The organism is Oscillibacter sp. (genome assembly GCF_032060045.1).
In the GTDB taxonomy this organism is placed as follows: Bacteria; Bacillota; Clostridia; order Oscillospirales; family Oscillospiraceae; genus Oscillibacter.
In genome coordinates this window covers 7,411-27,981 of record NZ_DAMBZJ010000004.1, presented here as the reverse complement: position 1 = coordinate 27,981, position 20,571 = coordinate 7,411, and the positions used below count along the sequence as shown (strand labels likewise).

Here is a 20,571-nt window from a genome sequence, read left to right as displayed (position 1 = left end):
GCCCCTTCAGCCACGGTCTTCTGGTCCTCCATCAGCGCCAAAATTGCGGTGGAAATTTCATCATCTTTAACAGTGACAATTTCGTCCACATATTTCGCGCACAGGGCAAAAGTCAAATCCCCCGGCTCCTTCACGGCAATGCCATCCGCAATGGTGGAAACGTTGGGCAGCTTTAGCGGGCGGCCCGCCCGCTGCGAAACATACATTCCCGCCGCGCCTGCGGCCTGCACACCCACCACACGGCAGGAAGGCTTCAGACTTTTGATGGCACAGGCCACACCGGAGATCAGTCCCCCACCGCCGATGGGAACCACCACCTGATCCGCCTCGGGTAGTTGTTCCAGAATTTCAAGCCCGATGGTCCCCTGCCCTGCCATCACCAGCTCGTCGTTAAAAGGATGGGCAAAGGTATAGCCCTTCTCTCGCGTCAGGCGCGCCGCCTCCGCGGCCGCGTCGTCATACACCCCGGGAACCAGAACCACTTCCGCGCCATAGTTTCTTGTGGCTTCCACCTTGCTGATAGGCGCACCGGCAGGCATACAAATGATAGACTTAATCCCCAGCTTCGCGGCGGACAGCGCAATTCCCTGCGCATGATTCCCGGCGGAGCAGGCAATAACGCCCCTTTTCGCCTCCTCTTCCGTCAAGGAACGAATCTTATTATAGGCACCCCTGAGTTTAAATGCACCTGTAAGCTGAAGGTTTTCTGACTTAATATACACGTTTTTCCCCAGCTTTTTGGCGGGATTCAGTGGCGTTATGCGGGCTACACCCCGCAGCACAGTCTGCGCGGCCTGAATCATTTCCAGAGTCAGCATGGTCGTCCCCTCCTACATCATACAAAGATCTCGCAACCACAAGCACAGAATCTCTCTTAAATGACGACAAGCGCAATGCCCTGCACACCTGCAGTTCCTTATGCCCAATCGTATACGGCCGTTTTCCGCTGATGTCGGTGTTTAGGTTTGCATCTTTTATTGTCTCTATAATCAAGCCGTTTGTTCTTCCCGAGAAAACAAATAGGCATTAAATTGTATTTCTATCTGCAATTATACGGTTTACAAAGAGGGATTGCAATACACAGTATTTCCAAAGGTTGGGGCCTTGTGTTGACATCGAAGTGAAGATTTTCCGCGAATTAAAAGGCACAGACAGAGCCGCGGCTTTTGCCGCAGCTCTGTCTGTATGTACCGGTTTGCCACATTTTTTGCGGCAAGCACTATTAAAGATTACTGCTTTGCACTCAAGGGCAGGGCAGCCGCTCTGCGGCGACCATACCAGAGGATCACAGCGGCATACGCAATGGCCGCCACACCGCCAATGATATAGGCACCGCCCCAAGGAATATTGAGGCCGATCTTGGCGTTCATAATAAACGTAATAGTGACGAACGCATAAAACGTGCCGGGAATCAGGGGTACCCAGACGTATTTTGCCTTGCCGTTTTCAAACATCCAGATGGAAATGGCAAGGAACGCAAACAAGGCCAGCGTCTGGTTCGTCCACGCGAAATAGCGCCACAGAATCTTGAAGCCTTCAGGATTCATTTTTGCAAACACCAAAATCACGGCCACAAGCGCATAAATAACAGCGGAGAGGGACAAACGCTTACCGTTGCTGCTCTGGTCAATGTGAAAAGACTCCGCAATGCTCAGGCGCAGGGCGCGAAGAGCCGTGTCTCCGGAGGTGATGGGCAGAACGATTACGCCAATCAGTGCAATCAGGCCGCCCGCATTGCCCAGCAGGCTCTTGCAGACAACGCCAATGGTGCCGGTAGCCAGCCCAGCCTTGGCCTCCTGCAGACCCAGATTGTAAACGCCCATGGCACCCGCAGCCCAGATCATGGCGATAAAGCCCTCCAGGGTCATCATACGGTAGAATGTGGTGTGGCCCTGCTTTTCGCTCTTCATGGTGCGAGCAATAATCGCGGTCTGCGTGGAGTGGAAGCCGGAAAGAATGCCGCAGGCCACAGTGATGAAGAAGATGGGGAAAAAGTGATTTGTGCCAAAATAATCGCCGTACTTAATCAGGCCACCGTTCCAGTCGTCCCACACGTTCAACAGAGGATAACCCTGCACCAGCAAACCGATAAGCACGCCCACGGCGGAAAAGAGCAGAATCGCGCCAAAAATAGGGTAAATTCTGCCGATAATCTTATCAATGGGGAAAATGGTAGCAATCAGGTAGTAGGCAAAAATCGCACCGTAAATCACCCATGTGGAAACAGCGGTGGGGGCACCGGAGAATCCGAGCACTTGCGTGGCGGCAATATCGCCAGGGGTGTAAATGAACACAGCACCTACCAGCAGCAGCAGCACGCAGAGGATGACCTGATAAATTGCATAGACACCCTTGTTGCTGTATCTGCGCACCATTTCGGGCATCTGGGTGCCGCCGTCGCGCAAGCAGATCATGCCGGAGAAATAATCGTGCATGGCGCCGCCGATCACATTTCCGATGGGAATCGTCAAAAACGCGATGGGCCCGAACAAAATACCCTGAATGGGCCCGATGATGGGGCCGGTTCCGGCAATGTTCAGCAGGTTGATGAGGCTGTTCTTCCATTCCTTCATGGGAACATAGTCAACGCCGTCCTGCTTGGAATAGGCTGGTGTCTCCCGGTCATCCGGCCCGAAGACTTTCTCGCAGAAGGTGCCATAAAGCGCTCCTCCGCCTATGAGAATTACGAGGCCAATAAAAAAGGTTGCCATAGATACACACACTCCTTTGTTTCTGCCGCTCCCACACGGCTCTTAACGGACCCTGTTAGGGTCCTTGTTAAGATAATAGCAGATTTTACCATTAAAAAGCGTTCAGAGTTTGTTAAGAATTATTTCGATGTTATCAAGATCAGTACACTTATTGTTAAATTTCCGTTAAAATAACATCACAAGTCATTATTTTATGCGAACAAAACTGGGTGCCGTTTTTTAATTCAGCCTTATATAAAAGCGGGAAGCGGGTTATAAAACCCGCTTCCCGCTTGTCTGCAATTGTATCTGGTCCGCCCGAAAACAGGTCGTTTAAAGCTCAACTTCCCTCAGCAAGACGGTAGCCCACGCCTACCTCCGTAAAGAAATATTCCGGCTCCGCCGGATTTTTTTCCACCTTCCGGCGAATGTTCGCCATATTGACCCGGAGAATCTGGTTGTCGTCTCCCGCCCGGGGACCCCACAGCTCTTTGATGATAAAATCATAGGTGAGCACCTTGCCCGCGTATTTTCCAAGCAATGCCACAATGCGAAATTCGCTGAGCGTCAGCTTTGCGTTTTCCCCGTCCACCAGCACCTGATGCTTGTTGTAATCAATGGTTAGTCGCCCCACGGTATAGGTTCCCTCACGGGCAACCCCGTCGTTGGCAGAGGTCGTGCGGGTGTGACGGATGGCGGCCCGGACCCGCGCCAGCAGCTCGGCGGTCCCAAAGGGCTTCGTCAGATAGTCGTCGGCTCCCAAATCCAGCGCTGCCACCTTGTCCTGCTCGTGGTCCCGTGCGGAGACGACTACGACCGGCAGGCTGGACCAGGAGCGCAGGTTTCGCAAAATCTCCAACCCATCCATGTCCGGCAGGCCCAGATCCAAAATCACCAGGTCCGGACAGTGAGATGAAATCATGGACAACGCCTCCGTCCCCGTTCGGGCCTGCATGGACTCATAGCCGTTGTTGTCCAGTATGGCGGAGATAAACCGGGAGATGCTTTTTTCATCCTCCACCACCAATACCTTTTCCCGGATGTTCACTGTTCTTCCTCCTCTGTCGTGGGCAGGAAAAATGCAAATTCCGCGCCCCCGCCCTCTATATTCCGCGCTTCCATAAATCCATTATGGGCTTTCACAATGGTGAGGCACACCATCAGTCCCAAACCCATATCCCGTTTTCCGTCGCCAGCAGCGGTTTCGTTGCGCTTAAGCGTCCCATCAAACAGGCGGGGCATTTGATCTCTGGGAATACCCTGTCCGTTGTCCTGAACGGAAAATTTGGCCATCTTGCCGTCTCGTCTCACAGACAGAGCCACCCGAGTCGTTGTCTCGCCGTGACGCACGGCGTTTTCCAGCAGATTTACCAACACCTGCGTAATTAAAATGGCATCCATGGGCACCAATAGAAGCTCGTGGGGCGCCTCTACGGTAACATATACATTGGGAAACCGCTTGCGGAATTTCCGTGCCGTCTCTCCTAAAATCTCTTCCGCCGCTTCATTTTTCTTGACAATGTGGGCCTGTCCGTTTTCTCCAATCCGCGTGATGGACAAAAGGTTCTCCACCACCCGGATAAGCCACTGCGCTTCCTCTCGCACGTCCCGCAGCAGTTCCCCCTGCTCTTGACTTGAAATCGAGGGATTTTCCAAAATCGCGGAAGTGGACCCCACAATGGAGGTCAGGGGCGTGCGGATATCATGGGCCACGGAGCGGAGCAGGTTCGCCCGCATTTTCTCCATCTCGTTGTCGGTATGGAGCTTCTCCTGCTGTTTAATCTGCGTGGTTAGGGCGCTGGTGACGATAGAGACCATGAGAAGTGTCAAAAAAGTCAGCGGATAGCCGGAAAGGGTAAAATCAATCGCACCAAACGGATAGGTAAACATATAGTTTACGGACATGACTCCCACCACGGCGGCCAACAGCCCGAATAGGTACCCATCGGTCAGGCGCGAGATCAGTAGCACCGCCAGCACAAAAACAGGGGCAGCAAAGCCCTCGCTGGTGTTGGCGTGCAGCAATAGCATACAAGCCGCCCACGCGCTGATCAAAATCACCGTGCATATCAGCAAATCTTTCGGCCGAAAAGAAAAAATAATCTTTAAAAGAGCTTTTTGATCTCGCATTGCCTCGCCCCCTGTCTTTTCTGTGGAAACAGTTTGAAATAAGTCTTTTGCCAAGGGATCATCCCGACTTTGCGTTTATTATATCACAGTTCGTGCCAAATTTCCGCTAATATTTGTCTGCGGGAAATATCCAAAAAAACGGTGGCAATCTTATAATATACAAAGCGCGCCCGCAGAAAGCTTCCGCGGGCGCGCCTAATCATATTCTCAATAGCCTAAAATCAGGCCCTTTTCCATGGCATAAAAGCTGGTCAGGCCTCGGCACGCTATTATTTCCACGCCCTTCACTGGAAGATCCCGCAGAATCTGCTCCTTCAGCTTGACAGCACCGGGCAGGTTCTGGCAGTGGGAAATAATCACCTCAGCTCCAGTGCAGTCTTTGCTGGCGGCCATTTGTTTTGTGATGGCCTGATAAGTCTTTGTTTCGCCCCGGGCCTTGTCCGCCACACGAATAGAGCCTTGCGGCGTGGTGTCTGCAATGACATGAATCCCCAGAGAATGAAGCAGGTTTCCCACCAGAGGACGCATACGGCCATTTTTAATGAGGTTGTCAAAATTCTCCAAAGTAAACACGGTACGCAGGGCCGCCTGATAAATGCGTAACTCCGCGCAGATCTTCTCAAAATCCGGGTTTACGGCTTCTTCAATCAACGCCTTCGCCCGGCGTGCCAGCAAGACCAAGCACCCGGAGGCGCTTTTGGAGTCAATGACGCAAACCTTTTTCTCCGGATACTCCTCCAGCGTCAGCTCCCGGCCCGTCGTGGCGGCGGCCAGAGTGCCGGAAAGGTTTCCGGAAATGGTAAAACAGATCGTGCAGTCCGCTGAGGAAAACGCCTGAGCAAACGCGTAAGGCGAGGGGCAGGCCGTGGAAGACGCCGTCTTCTCTTCCCGCATGGCCTCTAAAAGCTGGGGAACGCGAATGTGTTCGTCATCCACAAACTCCCGCTCCCCCACCAAAAGCCGCAGAGGCACGGAAATAAAACGGACAAGACCATTTTCCCACTTCTGGTCTGCCATGTCGGCACTGCTGTCGCACACAATATTCCAGGCCATAAAAACTCCTTTGAAGGCTTCCGGCAAACCGTCATTTGTCCGATGCCTTCTCATAATATGATTTTCAATACTACATTACATCATTTGTCTTGAATTGTCAATCAAAACCTTGCATTTGCTCTTCGCATGGGCAGTTTGCATGATCGCCCGCCCGTTTTTTTGAAAGAGGCTTCTCCTCCTCAGCGCAACGCGGCAGAACAGGACACGATTAACGGACAGACTGGAGTGCGTTCGCCCCTGCTCACCCGCTTCATTATGCTTCGTCTTTGGGCAGCAGCAGATTCAGCACCACCGCCATAATCGTGGCAATCACCACCGGGGACTTTCCGAAAATCATCGTCACTGCTTCGGGAAACTGGCTCAGAGCGGTGGACGCCTGTGAAATCCCCACGCCCAGCGCGGCAGAAAGGCCGACAATGGTGGTGTTCCGCGCAGTAAGGTCCTGCGACGCGATCAGCTTCATGCCGGTCATTGCAATGGTAGAGAACACCGTCACCGTGGCGCCGCCCAGCACGCACTGGGGAATCGTGGTCAAAACCGCGGCAAATTTGGGGCAAAGGCCCGCCAGCAGCAAAAACCCGCCCGCGATGGCGAACACCCGCCGGTTTACCACCTTGTTGGTGCTGACAATGCCCACGTTCTGGGAATAGGTTGCGGTGGGAAGTCCGCCGAACAGAGCCGTTAAAATATTTGCGGCGCCATAGGCAATGACGCCCCCCTTTAACTCCCTGTCCGTAGGCTCCCGGTCCAGCCCGCCGATGGTGGTGGCTGTAAAATCGCCAATGGCCTGAATTGAGTTGATGGCAAACAAAAGCCCGATAGCAATGCAGGAGGCGGGGTCAAACTTTATCCCGAAGTGCAGCAATCTGGGCAGGGAAAACCACGCCGCGTCCGCCACACCGGAAAAATTCACCATGTGAAAGGGAATGGAGATCACATACCCCGCCAGCATGCCCAACAAAATGGAGGCCAGCTTGCTAATCCCCCTTCCGTGGTGGTTCAACAGCATCACGGCCACCAGCGTCAGCGACGCGACCAACCAGTTTTCCCAGGAGCCGTAAATCAGCGTCTCGGGCAGACCTTTGGCGGCAATGGAATCCGCCGTGTTGCCCACGCCACCGGCCATATAGTTAATGGCTGTGGGATAGAGGGACAAGCCGATGGTAAACACCACCGTGCCGGTAATCACCGGTGGAAACAGGCGGCGGATGTGTCGCATACCGAAACCTGCCAGCATGGCCACCACGCCGCCCACCAACATAGCTCCCGCGATGGCAGCCACCCCGCCGCCATCGGCGGCAATAGCCTGCATGCTTGGCACATAGGCAAAGCTGACGCCCAGAATCACCGGAAGCCCCGAACCAAATCGTCCGCCAATGGGATAGAGCTGGAAAAAAGTAGATACAGCAGACATCACCAGCGACGCCTGAATCAGCAGCACGCCATCTGTCTGGCTCAGCCCCGCAACACCCGCCACAATAATGGCAGGCGTTACGCAGCCTACAATCATGGCCACCAGATGCTGCAGCGCCAAAGACACGGCCGCCCCTGTGGGCACGGGGCCGCGAAGCTGAAACAGCGCCTCCCGGCTCGGGGTTCTTTTCTCCATCACAGTCGCTCCTTTCGGACGCCATCGGAATTCATTTCCCGGCAGCCTCACCACGTTTCTTTCAATTTACGGCGCCCGCCGTACCTTCTTTTTGGTATTGCCTTGAAATGTCGCCCGCATCCTGCGTGGCACAAGCCCTTTGCCCATGTTTCGCATTGCGGCAGAAGCTGGAAAGGGGAAAACTGAGCCGCCGCAAAGCAATCCCAATACCGCGACTATGCACCTCCCTCAGGGAGGCAACCGCAAGCGGTCCGCATCGTTTACTATGTGCATATCATACCATATTTTTCGGTGAATGCAATTATCTTTAGGCATCCTAAAAAATATTTTAAAGGTGTGCACAAGTATCCGGCCGTTTTACTCAAAATCCGCCTTTCTTCTCCATATTTTAAAGCGCAATTTGTGTCGACTATATAATTAATGTATTTTTGGGCAGACTAGCAGTGCAATTTTGGGTCTATTTTCCAGCAGTTTTGCCAAAAAAATGCTTGACGAATGAAGGGAAACAGGTTATGATGTCATCGGTTACAATCTGTAACCCTCCTGTAACTTTTTTGTTTTGCTTTTTAATATCGACTGTGAGGTCTGCATGAGTAAACATTCCCAAAAATCCCACAACCACGCTGCCCGGCGTGCCAAATCGACTCAGTCCGGTTCTCGCCGCCAGGTGGAGGAGCCCCAGGCCGCGCCAGTCCTGCGGCGGGTGAGCGACTCGGCTGCGCAGGCAGAGCCTGTTCTCGCCGGGGCGGCGCCGGAAAGCGCGCCGGTTCAGAAAGAGGCGCAGGCGAACCCTGACAAGTCCAGACGGCAGCGGCGCTCCTCGGCGCCTATGGTGGCGGCGGTGGCCGCCGCTCCGGGAGAGCGGACAAGCGGCCGGCGGGAAGCGGCACAGGAAAAATCCCTTCCGGCGATGCTTTTGGAGCTTCTCTCAGAGAAAAAAACCGCCTTTTTCAGAAATGTCCGTCGGCTCCGCCGGCGGGCTCGCCATCTGGTGCGTGCGGAACAGGCCCGCCAATTCCCGGAGTCCGACTTGGCGGCGGTGCAGCTTTTGCTGTTCGTCCGAAACATGGCTCCGCTGCTGACCACCCGGTTCACCGAGCACAAAAAGGGCCAGCGCCAGCTTCTGGCAGGACGGTTCGACCCTATTCGGTCTTTGTTTAAGCGGCTGTTTGGGCAGAAGAAAATTCGTCCTTTGCCCTTTTTGGCAGTCACCGGCGCGGTGGCGCTGGTCTTTATATTCTTCTCTCTCTATACCGTGGGCACCACGGTGATTTACAACGGCGAACAGATCTGCGCGGTAAAATCCGCTTCCGCCGCCAACCTTGCCAAGGCCCAGTTGGAGCAGGTCACCTCCCGTGCCATCGGCTCTAACTATGCCATTGACGAAAGCCTGCTGAAATATTCCTCTTCCCTGCTGCCCCGGTCCGAGGTGATGGACTCTGAGGAGCTTGAGGAGGGATTGTCCGAGGAAATTGGCCTTGTAACCTACGGCTATTCCCTGTATGTGGACGGAGAGCTGATTGGGGCGACCTCCTACAAGGGCGCTCTTGATGAGCTTTTAAATCAGCTTAAGGAGGGCATCAGCGATGAGAACACCATCTCCTGCGAATTTGGGGAGACGGTGGAAATCAAACCAGGCTACGTGCCCACCGACAGCATCATGAATCTGGGATATCTGGCCGAGACGCTGTATAGCACCAAAACCGCTGAGGTGACCTACGAGGTCAAAAGCGGAGACACCTGGTCCCAGATTGCCAACAGCCACAATCTTACCTCCGCTGAGCTGCTGGCTCTGAACCCCGGCTACGACATCAACCGTCTGTCCATCGGCGAGGTGCTGACCCTGTCGGCCTCTGTTCCCTACCTCACCATGACGGTGGTGGAGCAGGAGCGGTATATGGACGCCATCCCCTTTGATGTGGAATATACCGACAGTGCCGACCTTTATAAGGGCGACTATAAGGTCACCTCCCCGGGTGAAAACGGATCTGCCGATGTGGTGGCCAACGTCACCTATGTCAACGGCGAGGAAATGGAGAGGATGGTTCTCTCCTCCGTCACCCTGAAGGACCCTGTCACAGAGCAGAGGCTTCAGGGAACCAAAGACCGGCCCACATGGCTGCCCACCGGCTCCTTCCGCTGGCCCTGCTCCGGAAATATCACCTCTCGCTTCGGCTATCGGAATCTGAGTTACAGCTATGCCTCCACAAACCACAAGGGCATCGACATTGCCAACCGACGGGGCACGGCCATCTATGCCGCCGACGGCGGCACGGTGAGCTATGCCGGCTGGATGAGCGGCTATGGCTATTTGGTACAGATCAACCACGGCAACGGCTATGTGACCTATTATGGCCACAATTCCAGTTTGATCGTTTCCGTCGGCCAGCATGTATACAAGGGCCAGCAGATTGCCCGCATGGGCTCCACGGGAAACTCCACCGGAAACCACTGTCACTTTGAGGTCCGATACAACGGCGTGGCCCGCAACCCGCTGAACTACCTGCCTTAAAAAAGGTCCGGCGCGTCTTCTGACGCGCCGGACTTTTTGTCGGTCCATCCTGAAATCGGACATTTTTAGTCACGGAAAATTTACTTTTCAAATTAAGTGGGACGTGTTATACTAGGACAAAGAGAGAGTCTCTCTTTTCACCATACGAAAGGAGCGATATCCATGAAGTGTACGTTTGCGTTTAAGAAGGTTACTCTAAACAGTTCCATCAAAGATTATACCGAGAAAAAATTGTCCAAGCTCGACCGGTATTTTCAAGAGGAAGCCACGGCCTTTGTGACGTTTTCCGTGGAGAAGGAACACCTGTGTACCGCGGAAATTACGATTCGTGGCGGCAACACCCTATTCCGAGCCCAGAAGCAAGAGACGGACGGGGACATGCGAAGCGCCATTGACGCCGCCACTAACTATATTGAGCGCCAGATTCTGAAAAATAAGACCCGTCTTTCCAAGCGCCTTCGCAACGAGGGGTTCTCCCCAGAGACACCCGACGAGTTTGACGTCGCAGAAGAGAAGGAATTCAACATTGTCCGCACCAAGCGCTTTGCCGTCAAGCCCATGAGTCCGGAAGAAGCCATTTTGCAGATGAACCTGCTGGATCACTCCTTCTTTATCTTCCGCAGCGAGGAGGACGACTCCCTGTCCATCGTATACAGGCGCAAAAACGGGGGTTACGGCATGATCGAGACCGGCGAGAAGTAAAAGTACTGTAATTTGTAAATTTTTTAATATGCAACCGGGCCGCTAGACAGCCCGGTTGCTTTTTTTTATTTTTCGGTATACACTGATTGAGTGATTTTCATCATTTTAAAGTTTTTCCCCGGCAGGGGTGAATAGAAAGGTTTCATAATTTTTATGAAAATGATTTTTTTAGTGGACGGCGACAACAACATTGGCACCGGCCTTCAGGGCGCGGACCAGTTGAAAGCCGAGGACTCTATTCTGATTTTTTATCAGAAGACCGGTCTTGCCCTCAGCAAAATCAAAGAGCTTTGCAAGGGCAGCAAGGCCAGCATTCAATATCTGGAAAGCGTGAAGGGTGGAAAAAACTCCATTGACTTCCAGATTATCACAGAGTTGGGTGTGCTGGTGGGCCGGGGCGAGGCCGACTGCGCCTACGTCATCAGTCAGGACAAGGGATACGAGGCCGCCATGAGCGCTTTGCGATTGCGGTATGCCGGCGCGTTTCGGGAAGTGGCCCTGCGTCCCTCCATTGCTGCGTGCCTGAAGGCATTTTATCTTCTGCGGGCTGCCAGCGCCGAGGAGCTGCGTGCCTCTTTACAGCAAGAATTTGGCGATGTTCAGGGTTTGGCCGCTTACGACCATTTGCAGGGGCTGTTTCAGCCCGCCAAGCCTGTCTCACAGGAAACGTCTGCAACGGCGAAGTCAGCGGTTCCCGCTCCGGAGGACAAGCTTTCGGCGGCTTCTGCGGGAGAGAAAGCGGTGAAAAAAAGCCGGAACGGACGGCGGCGCTCCGCCAAAAGCGCGGATGCCAAACCCGCCGAGGCAAAGTCCACGGATGGGAAGTCCTCTGGAGTGAAACCCGCCGAGGCAGAGTCCACGGATGGGAAGTCCTCCGGAGTGAAACCCGCCGAAGCCAAGCCTGTTGGGGGAAGCTCGGAAAAACCGGCGGCGCAACCTTCTGCGAAAGGGGTGGTCCAGCCCACTGCAAAGTCCAGTGTGCCCACAGCCTCCCCTTCCACGGCAATGCCCACACCCGCCGCCAAGTCTTCCGCTTCCGCTGCGCCCGCGCCCAAGTCTTCCGCGCCTTTGTTGGAGGAAAAATCGGCCGTGAAGCTGGTCCGCACTGCTCACCGAGGCGGACGCCGCAAGAAAAAGCCCGCCGCAGAAAAACCGGCGGGAGAGGCATAAATACCGGGGGATGGAGCATAGCTCCATCCCCCAGCTGTTTTTCAGCGATGATCTTCTTCGTACATATGGGCCATCAGGTCCAGCAGCTTGCTGGAATAGCCCCATTCGTTGTCGTACCATGCAATGAGCTTGACAAAATTATCGTCCAGCATGATTCCCGCCGTCTCGTCGAAGATGCAGGTTTCGGAAAATCCGGTCAGATCGGAGGAAACCACCTGATCCGTGGTATAGCAGATAATTCCCTTCATGCTGTTGCGGGATGCGTTTTCAATCGCCACGCATACATCGTGATAGCTGGCAGGTTGTTTCAGCCGCGCAGTCAGATCCACCACGGACACATCATTGGTGGGCACACGGAAGCTCATGCCCGTCATCTTCCCCTGCAGCTCCGGGATAACCAGACCCACCGCCTTGGCCGCGCCAGTGGAGGAGGGGATAATGTTGCCGATGACGCTGCGCCCGGTCCGCCAGTCCCGGCCTGCCCGGGAGTCCACCGCCTTCTGCTTTGCGGTGGCGGCGTGGATAGTGCTCATCAGCGCCTGCTCGATGCCAAATGTGTCGTTAATCACCTTGGTCATGGGGGCAAGGCAGTTCGTGGTACAGGAGGCGTTGGACACGACATTCACTTCGGGGTTATAGCTCTTATGATTCACGCCCATGACGAAGGTAGGCGTAAGATCGTCTTTCGGCGGTGCGCTGAGAATCACCTTTTTTGCACCGCCCTTAAAGTGGGCGGAGGCCTTCTCTGTGGAGTTATACACGCCGGTGGACTCGATGATGTACTCTGCGCCGCAATCATCCCATGGAATGAGGTTGGCGTCGCTCTCCGAATAAACCCGGATTTTTTTGCCGTTGATCAGCAGGTGCCTGTCGTCATGCTCCACCGTCCCGTGATAAGTGCGGAACACCGAATCGTATTTCACCTGATAGACCATGTAATCCAAATCCGCGTTCCGCAGATTGATTCCGCAGAGCTGATAGCTGCTGCAGCCCCGCTCCAGCATAATTCGCAGCGCCACCCGCCCGATGCGTCCGAAGCCGTTGATTCCAACCTTAATCGCCATGTTCCTTACCGTCCGATCTCATATTTTTCGCGGCGCTGCCCCCGCGCCGGTCTGGTGCCAGCTTTTCACCCAGGTAACGCCATCGGGAAAATACAGCCCCATGCATCCGTCCTTGAGGAAAAGGCCAAAAGCCATGAAGCCGATTCGTCCACGGCTCTGCGGTCATGCCGGCGCAGATGCGAAATCTTCCACGCTGATTATACGAAACAGCGTCAATGATTCTTTATAGTTATTATAGCATGCTTTTCCAAAATGTGAACCTCAATATACGCAAAATTACGTAGTATTTTTTCAGTGTTTTCTTGGCGGTTTCTACAAGATTTTGTTCTCTATTTTTCCTTAAATTTCATCAAACCCGCATGAATAAACGAAATTTTCGATAAAAAAGGCGAAACCTCTTGTTTTTGCACCTTTTTTTTGATATTCTGGGGAAATACAGAAAGAAAATGCCCGCCGTATTGCAAAACCCAGAGTTTTCCGGGGTTACGGTCCGGCTGTCTGCAAATCCTATAAACTACAAAAGCAGGCACCGAAAGGAGGAACGCTGTGGAGAATTATGAGTGTGAAGAAGCACATCTGTTAACCAGTCTTTTTCCCTCCATTGCAACACAATTGCGCGGCATGCTCAGCGGGCTTTACCTCGCGGCCACGGCATTAGCTCCCGCCGAAGCCCGAGAACAGGATTCTGAGCTGGATCGAAAAGCCGCCCGGCTGGACCAGCAATATTACCAGATGCTACGGTTGGTAAACTGCCTGTCGGCCGCCGCCCGACTGGACGGACGCACCCCCTTATCCATGCAGGACTGTGATCTGGTTGGCCTGCTTCGGGATGTCTGCGACGAGGCAGAGGGGCTGGCGATTCTGATGAATCTGGAACTGACATTTGATTGCCTACTTCCTCAGCTAATCTGCGCGGCAGACCCGGATTCCATCCGGCAGTTGCTGTTCCAGCTCTTGTCCAACGCTTTCAAATTTACGCCCGCCGGCGGCTCGGTCACTGTGAAGCTGCGGCGCACGGAGAACCATGCGATTTTGGATGTGGAAGACACCGGCTGCGGCATCAACGACCTGCATATGAAGGCTCTTTTTGACCACTATTCCCGCCGGGATCCCCGGGACCCCCCGCCCCACGGGCTGGGTCTGGGTCTGCCTCTGTGCCTTCGGATTGTGGAGGATCACGGCGGAAGAATGGTGGCAGAGTCGCGGCTTGGATCGGGTTCACGGTTTACGGCCCGGCTCCCCATTCGGCGGGCAAACCGCAGCGGTTTGTCCGATGCGCGGTTTGACTACACCGGAGGCTTTAACCAGGCCCTTTTGGGACTGGCGGACGCCCTGCCCACAGAGGCGTTTGTCATTCGCAACCGCTGACAAAGCTTTGTTTATCGGCGTAAAAGGGGACCGAATCGGTCCCCTTTTATACGTTTACGGCCCGCAACTCCGGGCCGAAGGAGGATATTTTTACATGGGTCAGAGTGTATTTCTCGGAATGAGCGGCGGGGTAGACAGCTCCGTGTCTGCGCTGCTGTTGCAGCAGGCGGGATACGACGTGTCCGGCGTGAATCTGCGTCTGTTTCACAACGAGGATTTGGGCGAATGTCAGGAGAAGACCTGCTGCTCTCTGGCAGACGCAGAGGACGCCCGGGCCGTGGCTGCACGGCTGGGCATCCCCTTTTATGTATTTGATTTTTCGCAGGTGTTCCGCAGCACGGTCATCGCAGACTTTATTTCGGAATACGAGGCGGGACGGACGCCCAACCCCTGCGCCGAGTGCAACCGCTCCGTGAAGTTCGGCGCGCTGCTGGAACGGGCGCTGGCGCTCCATGGCGAGTTTCTTGCCACCGGGCACTACGCACGGGTGGAGCGGGACGAGACAACGGGCCGCTGGCTTTTAAAACGGGGTGTGGACCGAAGCAAGGACCAGAGCTATTTTCTTTACATGCTGACACAGGACCAGTTAAGCCACACCTTATTCCCGCTGGGGGGACTGCACAAAACGGAGGTTCGCGAAATTGCCGAGCAAAATGGACTGGTGAACGCGAAAAAGCGAGACAGCCAGGATATTTGCTTTGCTCCCGACGGAGATTACGTCTCCTTCATTCAGCGGACCACCGGTCACCCCTCCCCCAGCGGTGATTTTGTGGATCAGAACGGAGCACTTTTGGGGCGCCACAAGGGTTTTGTCCGTTATACGCGGGGGCAGCACAAGGGTCTGGGTCTGTCGATTGAGCCGCCCTTGTATGTACTGGACAAGGACCCCGCCACAGGAACCATCCGTCTGGGGCCGGATTCGGCTCTGTGGACGCGGGTGCTGACGGCAGAGAATATGAATTGGGTATCCGTCTCCGCGCTTACCGGGCCCATGCGCGTCACCGCCAAAACCCGATATAGCCAGCGAGAAGCCACCGCCACAGCGGAACCGCTTGACGAAGGCGGCCTGCAGCTTACCTTTGACGAGCCTCAGCGGGCTGTTACGCCGGGACAGGCCGTGGTTCTCTACGATGGAGAGACCGTTGTGGGCGGCGGGACCATCGTGCACTAAAATTTTCAAAGGAACAGGCGGGGCGCGTCTGCGTCCCGCCTGTTATCGGTCGCTGGTCAACCAGACATCCTGGTAAATAAGATCATCCACATCGCTGGTTTGGGAGCCGTTCATACGCATAACCCACCTCTTTTCAAATCCATATCCTGACCAGTATATGCAAAGCGGAATAAAAAATTGCGCGGAATTTTGTACCTGCCAAAAAAGATTTTTTAAAACTGGGGTTGACAAACCGATGCCTCGTGTGGTATTCTAATTTCTGCCGATATCTGCCGGTGTGGTGGAATTGGTAGACACAGGGGATTTAAAATCCCCCGGCAGCGATGCTATACCGGTTCGAGTCCGGTCACCGGCACCATTGGTATTTGCAGCGCCAATTTATATCGCGGGGTAGAGCAGTTGGTAGCTCGTCGGGCTCATAACCCGGAGGTCGTAGGTTCGAGTCCTGCCCCCGCAACCAGAAAAACACCTGATTTCTTTTGAAATCAGGTGTTTTTATAATTATTTAAGTATTTTGAAATTTGCTTTGAAGCTTTTGGGTGTAATTTGGGAGTAGCAACCTGTTTTTTGAACATACGCAAAACCGGCAGCTGGTTTCAGCTGTCGGTTTCATTTTCTTGATGTTCCTTCTTTCGATGGCTGAAGGCCGCAGATCGAATATCTGCTGCCTTTGCTTTGCTATTTCAATTTGATGTGCATATATTGTCGCAGTTGTTGTAGCATTGGCGTGACCAAGTTCGTTGGCAGCTGTGACCAGATCAACTCCATTAGCAATCATGGTAGAAGCAGCTGAATGTCGGAACGCATGTGGATGGATATGTGGTATTAGCATCTCTTTTTCAGCCTGCGCCATAATGGAAGATAAAAGATTGCCCGTGGGACAAAATCCCACGGGCTTGTTCCTATTTATAATATATGTACGCACACAAATGAAAGGCCGGATGTGACACCGTCCGCATCATATATGTCGGTAAGATTGCACCTGCGATAGCACATCTTGCACTGGTAGGGGCTTCTGTTACTCTGTGATTATAGGCAGAATTCAGGAGAAGTGCTTGTCGATAGTTCGGCTGTAATTTCGGAACATCAAACAAGCAGTCTGCACAAAGTCCATGGTATAACGGGGCAGTGGAAGGTCCTTGTGGTATACCAGATATAAAACGACCTCTGGCACATCGGACAACGGAAAGCAATGGAAGGTGTCTCTCTGCTGTTTGATCTCATCTAAATTTTGATAAAGCACCACTGGAGATAATAAGCCTACTCCGGCGTTCTGATTCGCCAACGAGTAAATTAGGTCCTGCTGATCACACTCGAAGACAATCTGTGGCTTTAAATCACAAGCGAATGCAGAATCCACTATGTTCCGCAAACGGTTGCCCTGCCGCATGGTAATCAGCGGCATATCCGCAATTTGCCGCAAAGTAATACTTTTTTTAAAAGAAGATAAACATTCCTGCCAGTCATCGGGATGAAAATGTTCTAACAGTTCCTGTGACATACAGCACTGCATTTTTTCCCGGGCTAGCTCCACGCGCTGCAAATGGGGGGTTGCAGGAATATCAATACCGAAATACAAATCTACCTTGCCGTTTTGAAGAAGCATATCCAAAGAGTTGGTATTTCCGTCCACCAACTCCACCGAGATATTGGAATGAGTTTTGTGGTAAAAACTCCATATAGGGGGGATTAATAGACTGCCACGCAGTCGCGAGATACCGATTCGCAAAACTCCACGACAATTTTCACTGATATCTGAAAATGCAACACGCATTTTCTTTTCTGCCTCTAGCATCTGCTGACCATAAAACACCATCTGCTGGCCCTCCAGAGTAAGGTGCAGAGAAGGACGCCGCTCGAAAAGCTTTACATTGTACGCATCTTCTAGACGCTGCATATGACTACTGAGAGCTTGCTGGCTGATGTACAGCCGCTCGGCGGCACGTGTAAAGTTCATTTCTTCCACGGTAATAAGGAAATATTCTATGCTCTTAATATTCATACTGCCTTTCCGCAAGACAAGATTTATCTTGTTAAAATCCAAAAATAATAGTGTTAGACATTGTTACATTATAATGATACCATATTTTATAAAAAAATCAAGAAAATTTCTGTGCAAAATACTCAAAAGATAGAGAGGGAATTTATGGGCGTTATTCTGATGGATTGTACGTTGCGTGACGGTGCAAATGTGGTTGGGAAGGGCTTTTCGGCGGAGATCACAGATATGGTTCTGGATGGGCTGACTGCCTGCCATGTGCCAATTATTGAATTTGGTAATGCCGGCGGCATCGGTGCCTATGAGGTGGCTGGTTTTACTGCTGCTGAAACGGATCAGACCTATCTGGACATTGTTAAAAAATATCTGGACAAGGGCAGTGAGCTGGGCATGTTCATGAATGCCAAGCGTTATCGGGAAAAAAGCGTGGCTTTAGCCAAAGAAGGTGGTCTGTCCTTCCTGCGGATAGGTGCAGATGCCGGTGACGGTGACATCGCCCTTTCGGCCATCACTGACATTAAGAAATCCGGCATGAAGGCCTATTATTCCGCCATGAAGGCCTATCTGTTAACTCCGGATCAGCTGGTAGAAGAGGGGAAAAAGTTGGAGGCTGCTGGTCTAGACGAGTTTACCATCATGGATTCGGCCGGTACTATGCTACCTGATCAGGCGGCGGAATACACCACTAAGCTGAAAGCTGCTGTTAAAATACCTGTAGCTTTCCATTGTCACAATAATCTGGGCCTGTCCGCCGCAAACGCCATGGCTGCATACAAAAGCGGTGCCGATGTTCTAGATTGCGGTCTGATGGGCATGGCCCGCAGCGCCGGAAATCTAGCCACTGAGATCTGCGTTGCCATGATGAACCGTTGCGGCGAAATGCGGGAAATCGACCTATATGGAATGCTGGATTTTATTGAAAAACGTTTGCAACCCGCCATGGAACCTTACAACTATCATAACCCCGTCTCTCCTCTGGATCTTTCGCTGGGTTTGTGTGGCTGTCACTCTAGCTTTGTCAAGAAGTTCAAGAAGATAGCGACTGAAAGAAATGTGAATCTTTACAAGCTTATCGTTGCCGTTTCCGCTATCGACCAAAAAGCACCGTCTGAAACACTGATTGCTCAGATAGCGGATAGCTTAAACTAAGAGGAGTAAATGATTGTGATAAAAGTTGTTTTGGCAGGTACTTATCCTGCCCATACATATGAAAAATTGCGTGCCCTGCTGCCCGAAAACCAGTTTGATTTGGTGGTGGTAGATACCCCTGAGGCGTACGACGCCATGACCGATGCGGAAATCATGATCCTGCGTATTTTTAAAGCACCGAAGGAGGTCATTGAGCGGAATCCAAACCTGAAGATGATCTTGCGATGGGGTGCGGGTTTCGACTCCGTGGATATTAATGCCGCCGGTACACGCGGTATTCTGGTCACCAACACGCCCGGTGCCAATGCAAATGCCGTGTCCGAACTGGCCGTCATGCTGATGCTGGCTGTGGGTCGCAAGTTGCTCTGCCACACTGATAGCCTGCGAAGGGGAGAGTGGAGCAAGAACACCTTTCTAAACAGCTCCTTCAGCCTACATAACAAGTTGGTGGGCGTTATTGGCGGCGGCAATATCGGCCGTCAGGTGGCTACCAAGGTTCAGGCCTTCGGCGCAAGCGTACAATACAACGATGCATTCCGCCTTTCTCCGGAGATGGAGAAAACCTTTCATATGACCTATGTGGCAATGGATGAGCTGATTGCCACCTCTGACATCATCACGCTTCATGTGCCTCTACTGGACTCCACTCTCCACATGATCGGCACTGAGCAGATCGCAGCCATGAAAGACGGCGCTATTGTCATCAATACTGCCCGGGGAGGCCTGATAGACGATCACGCTCTGGCTGAGGCTGTGCGCAATGGGAAACTGGCTGGTGCCGGTCTGGACGGAGTGGAAAACGAGCCCCTACAAAAAGGCGATGAGCTGCTGAAGGATTCCAACATCATCGTCACGCCGCATGTGGGTGGTGGTACTGCCGACATCGGAGACATCATCATGCCAATGCTGGCAAAGGACATTCTGGATTTTGTATCCACTGGTGACTGCCAGCATGTGGTTAATCGCAAGTTTTTGTAAGAAGCCGGAACATAAAGTTTAGCTGACTATTCGTAAATGATTTCCACCTTCGTTAGAAAAGACCATGGATATTAATTTGTGCGGACAGCATCGGTAAATTTGCACAGGTAAAACCATCCCACATTGTGAGCCTCTCCAAAGATAAAAAAGGAACTTGCATTCTGTAAAAAATAACGTATTATGTAACGTGGCACAAAAAAGCAATATATATTTGAAATAAAAATCATTTCTACTTTGATAGTCAGTTTGACATTTTGGGGGACGTTTTTTTAATGAAGCGAGTGATTCTGAATGCCCAGCTGCTGAACCTGTCAAATGGCGAGGAGCTCAGAAAAGATATCCACATGGAAGGTGGCAAAGTTACGCGAATTACTCCATCAGGGAGTGTTTCATACGATTCCGGCATTGAAGTGATTCAGGCGAACGGGCAGTATGCGTTTCCTGGCTTTGTGGATTTCCACACGCATCTCTTTCGCCATGGCAGTGCTTTCGGGATGGATGCAGATCAGTTGCTTTCATCCGGTGTGGTCTGTGCCGGCGATATGGGCTCGGCAGGCTGCGCCAACTATCCGGCATTTCACTGCTGTGATATTACAGGCAAAAAACTGGTGATCAAAAGCTACCTGAATCTTTCTCCAGTGGGACAGCCCGGGCGGGGTATCAGTGAGCCGCTGAATGAGGCGGTCATTGACGTAGAGCGGATGAAGTCCCTGATGCAAGAGTATCCCGGAGAGATTCTTGGAATCAAGATTCGTATCAGCCGCTCCATTGTGGGTGAACTTGGGTTGCAGCCACTGCGTCGAGCGGTGGAAATTGGAGATATGCTGGGGGTCCCGGTATGTGTCCATACCACAGATCCTCCGACAAGCGCAGCGAAAATTGTTTCCATATTGCGACCCGGCGATGTTTACAGCCACATGTACCACGGCAAAGGCAACACTGTGCTGAATGAATTTGGAAGAGTGCAGGAGGAAAT

16 protein-coding genes, 2 tRNA genes and 1 pseudogene are annotated in these 20,571 nt (G+C 52.7%); 10 read left to right on the top strand and 9 right to left on the bottom strand.

Annotation, left to right across the window (positions count from 1 at the left end; translation table 11 throughout):
* The 6 genes from RT018_RS02730 to RT018_RS02705 form a co-directional block, all read right to left on the bottom strand.
* The coding region (locus RT018_RS02730; protein ID WP_312939013.1) for a threonine/serine dehydratase at positions 1 to 818 on the bottom strand (818 nt) is incomplete at its 3' end.
* 411 nt (positions 819 to 1,229) lie between these two features.
* Complete coding sequence (locus RT018_RS02725) at positions 1,230 to 2,711, bottom strand: carbon starvation CstA family protein (protein ID WP_312939012.1); 1,482 nt, start codon at positions 2,709 to 2,711, stop codon at positions 1,230 to 1,232.
* Positions 2,712 to 3,030: 319 nt separating this feature from the next.
* Positions 3,031 to 3,738: a response regulator transcription factor gene (locus RT018_RS02720; RefSeq protein ID WP_312939011.1), complete on the bottom strand. Its 708-nt coding sequence runs from the start codon at positions 3,736 to 3,738 to the stop codon at positions 3,031 to 3,033.
* Positions 3,735 to 4,820, bottom strand: coding sequence for a DUF4118 domain-containing protein (locus RT018_RS02715; RefSeq protein ID WP_312939010.1), 1,086 nt, complete (start codon positions 4,818 to 4,820; stop codon positions 3,735 to 3,737). The genes RT018_RS02720 and RT018_RS02715 overlap by 4 nt, the downstream gene beginning before the upstream one ends.
* Positions 4,821 to 5,027: 207 nt before the next feature.
* The gene (locus tag RT018_RS02710; RefSeq protein ID WP_312939009.1) at positions 5,028 to 5,873 is read right to left on the bottom strand and encodes a DegV family protein; all 846 of its coding nucleotides are present in this window, start codon (positions 5,871 to 5,873) and stop codon (positions 5,028 to 5,030) included.
* Positions 5,874 to 6,126: 253 nt separating this feature from the next.
* Complete coding sequence (locus RT018_RS02705; protein WP_312939008.1) at positions 6,127 to 7,482, bottom strand: nucleobase:cation symporter-2 family protein; 1,356 nt, start codon at positions 7,480 to 7,482, stop codon at positions 6,127 to 6,129.
* 589 nt (positions 7,483 to 8,071) lie between these two features.
* On the opposite strand from RT018_RS02705, the gene RT018_RS02700 reads away from it, so the two are divergent.
* From RT018_RS02700 to RT018_RS02690, 3 genes are all read left to right on the top strand, one after another.
* Entirely contained in the window at positions 8,072 to 9,994 is a 1,923-nt protein-coding gene (locus tag RT018_RS02700) for a peptidoglycan DD-metalloendopeptidase family protein (protein WP_312939007.1), read from the top strand.
* A gap of 162 nt (positions 9,995 to 10,156) precedes the next feature.
* Positions 10,157 to 10,696 (top strand): ribosome hibernation-promoting factor, HPF/YfiA family, encoded by a 540-nt coding sequence (gene hpf / locus RT018_RS02695; RefSeq protein ID WP_312939006.1) that lies wholly within the window; start codon positions 10,157 to 10,159, stop codon positions 10,694 to 10,696.
* 153 nt (positions 10,697 to 10,849) lie between these two features.
* Positions 10,850 to 11,866, top strand: a complete 1,017-nt coding sequence (locus RT018_RS02690) for a PIN domain-containing protein (RefSeq protein ID WP_312939005.1) — start codon at positions 10,850 to 10,852, stop codon at positions 11,864 to 11,866.
* A gap of 41 nt (positions 11,867 to 11,907) precedes the next feature.
* On the opposite strand, the gene gap is transcribed toward RT018_RS02690, so the two are convergent.
* Positions 11,908 to 12,930 carry a type I glyceraldehyde-3-phosphate dehydrogenase gene (gene gap / locus RT018_RS02685; protein WP_312939004.1) on the bottom strand — a complete coding sequence of 341 codons (1,023 nt, stop codon included), beginning with the start codon at positions 12,928 to 12,930 and terminating at the stop codon, positions 11,908 to 11,910.
* Positions 12,931 to 13,476: 546 nt separating this feature from the next.
* On the opposite strand from gap, the gene RT018_RS02680 reads away from it, so the two are divergent.
* The 4 genes from RT018_RS02680 to RT018_RS02665 all read left to right on the top strand — a co-directional run bounded on the left by RT018_RS02680 (position 13,477) and on the right by RT018_RS02665 (position 15,929).
* The gene (locus tag RT018_RS02680; protein ID WP_312939003.1) at positions 13,477 to 14,298 is read left to right on the top strand and encodes an ATP-binding protein; all 822 of its coding nucleotides are present in this window, start codon (positions 13,477 to 13,479) and stop codon (positions 14,296 to 14,298) included.
* A gap of 94 nt (positions 14,299 to 14,392) precedes the next feature.
* Complete coding sequence (mnmA, locus tag RT018_RS02675; RefSeq protein ID WP_312939002.1) at positions 14,393 to 15,469, top strand: tRNA 2-thiouridine(34) synthase MnmA; 1,077 nt, start codon at positions 14,393 to 14,395, stop codon at positions 15,467 to 15,469.
* Between the two features lie 271 nt (positions 15,470 to 15,740).
* Positions 15,741 to 15,827, top strand: a tRNA-Leu gene (locus RT018_RS02670).
* 26 nt (positions 15,828 to 15,853) lie between these two features.
* Positions 15,854 to 15,929, top strand: a tRNA-Met gene (locus RT018_RS02665).
* 45 nt (positions 15,930 to 15,974) lie between these two features.
* Here RT018_RS02665 and RT018_RS02660 read toward each other — a convergent pair.
* Both RT018_RS02660 and RT018_RS02655 read right to left on the bottom strand, forming a co-directional pair.
* Entirely contained in the window at positions 15,975 to 16,361 is a 387-nt protein-coding gene (locus tag RT018_RS02660; protein ID WP_312939001.1) for a tyrosine-type recombinase/integrase, read from the bottom strand.
* A gap of 150 nt (positions 16,362 to 16,511) precedes the next feature.
* Entirely contained in the window at positions 16,512 to 17,471 is a 960-nt protein-coding gene (locus RT018_RS02655) for a LysR family transcriptional regulator (protein WP_312939000.1), read from the bottom strand.
* Positions 17,472 to 17,615: 144 nt separating this feature from the next.
* Here RT018_RS02655 and RT018_RS02650 point away from each other — a divergent pair, with 144 nt between their 5' ends.
* From RT018_RS02650 to RT018_RS02640, 3 genes and pseudogenes are all read left to right on the top strand, one after another.
* A complete protein-coding gene (locus tag RT018_RS02650; RefSeq protein WP_312938999.1) occupies positions 17,616 to 18,617 on the top strand; it encodes a 4-hydroxy-2-oxovalerate aldolase in 1,002 nt (333 codons plus the stop codon).
* 9 nt (positions 18,618 to 18,626) lie between these two features.
* Positions 18,627 to 19,595 carry a 2-hydroxyacid dehydrogenase gene (locus RT018_RS02645; protein ID WP_312938998.1) on the top strand — a complete coding sequence of 323 codons (969 nt, stop codon included), beginning with the start codon at positions 18,627 to 18,629 and terminating at the stop codon, positions 19,593 to 19,595.
* Positions 19,596 to 19,867: 272 nt separating this feature from the next.
* Positions 19,868 to 20,571, top strand: a pseudogene (locus RT018_RS02640) (hypothetical protein); the annotation flags it as partial.

What these genes read in the sequence shown, in the direction of transcription:
- RT018_RS02705 (WP_312939008.1), bottom strand. Translation starts at nt 7,482, where the DNA reads ATGGAGAAAAGAACCCCGAGCCGGGAGGCGCTGTTTCAGCTTCGCGGC.
- gap (WP_312939004.1), bottom strand. Translation starts at nt 12,930, where the DNA reads ATGGCGATTAAGGTTGGAATCAACGGCTTCGGACGCATCGGGCGGGTG.
- mnmA (WP_312939002.1), top strand. Translation starts at nt 14,393, where the DNA reads ATGGGTCAGAGTGTATTTCTCGGAATGAGCGGCGGGGTAGACAGCTCC.
- RT018_RS02700 (WP_312939007.1), top strand. Translation starts at nt 8,072, where the DNA reads ATGAGTAAACATTCCCAAAAATCCCACAACCACGCTGCCCGGCGTGCC.
- RT018_RS02725 (WP_312939012.1), bottom strand. Translation starts at nt 2,711, where the DNA reads ATGGCAACCTTTTTTATTGGCCTCGTAATTCTCATAGGCGGAGGAGCG.
- RT018_RS02715 (WP_312939010.1), bottom strand. Translation starts at nt 4,820, where the DNA reads ATGCGAGATCAAAAAGCTCTTTTAAAGATTATTTTTTCTTTTCGGCCG.
- RT018_RS02645 (WP_312938998.1), top strand. Translation starts at nt 18,627, where the DNA reads ATGATTGTGATAAAAGTTGTTTTGGCAGGTACTTATCCTGCCCATACA.
- RT018_RS02690 (WP_312939005.1), top strand. Translation starts at nt 10,850, where the DNA reads ATGAAAATGATTTTTTTAGTGGACGGCGACAACAACATTGGCACCGGC.
- RT018_RS02710 (WP_312939009.1), bottom strand. Translation starts at nt 5,873, where the DNA reads ATGGCCTGGAATATTGTGTGCGACAGCAGTGCCGACATGGCAGACCAG.
- hpf (WP_312939006.1), top strand. Translation starts at nt 10,157, where the DNA reads ATGAAGTGTACGTTTGCGTTTAAGAAGGTTACTCTAAACAGTTCCATC.
- RT018_RS02655 (WP_312939000.1), bottom strand. Translation starts at nt 17,471, where the DNA reads ATGAATATTAAGAGCATAGAATATTTCCTTATTACCGTGGAAGAAATG.
- RT018_RS02650 (WP_312938999.1), top strand. Translation starts at nt 17,616, where the DNA reads ATGGGCGTTATTCTGATGGATTGTACGTTGCGTGACGGTGCAAATGTG.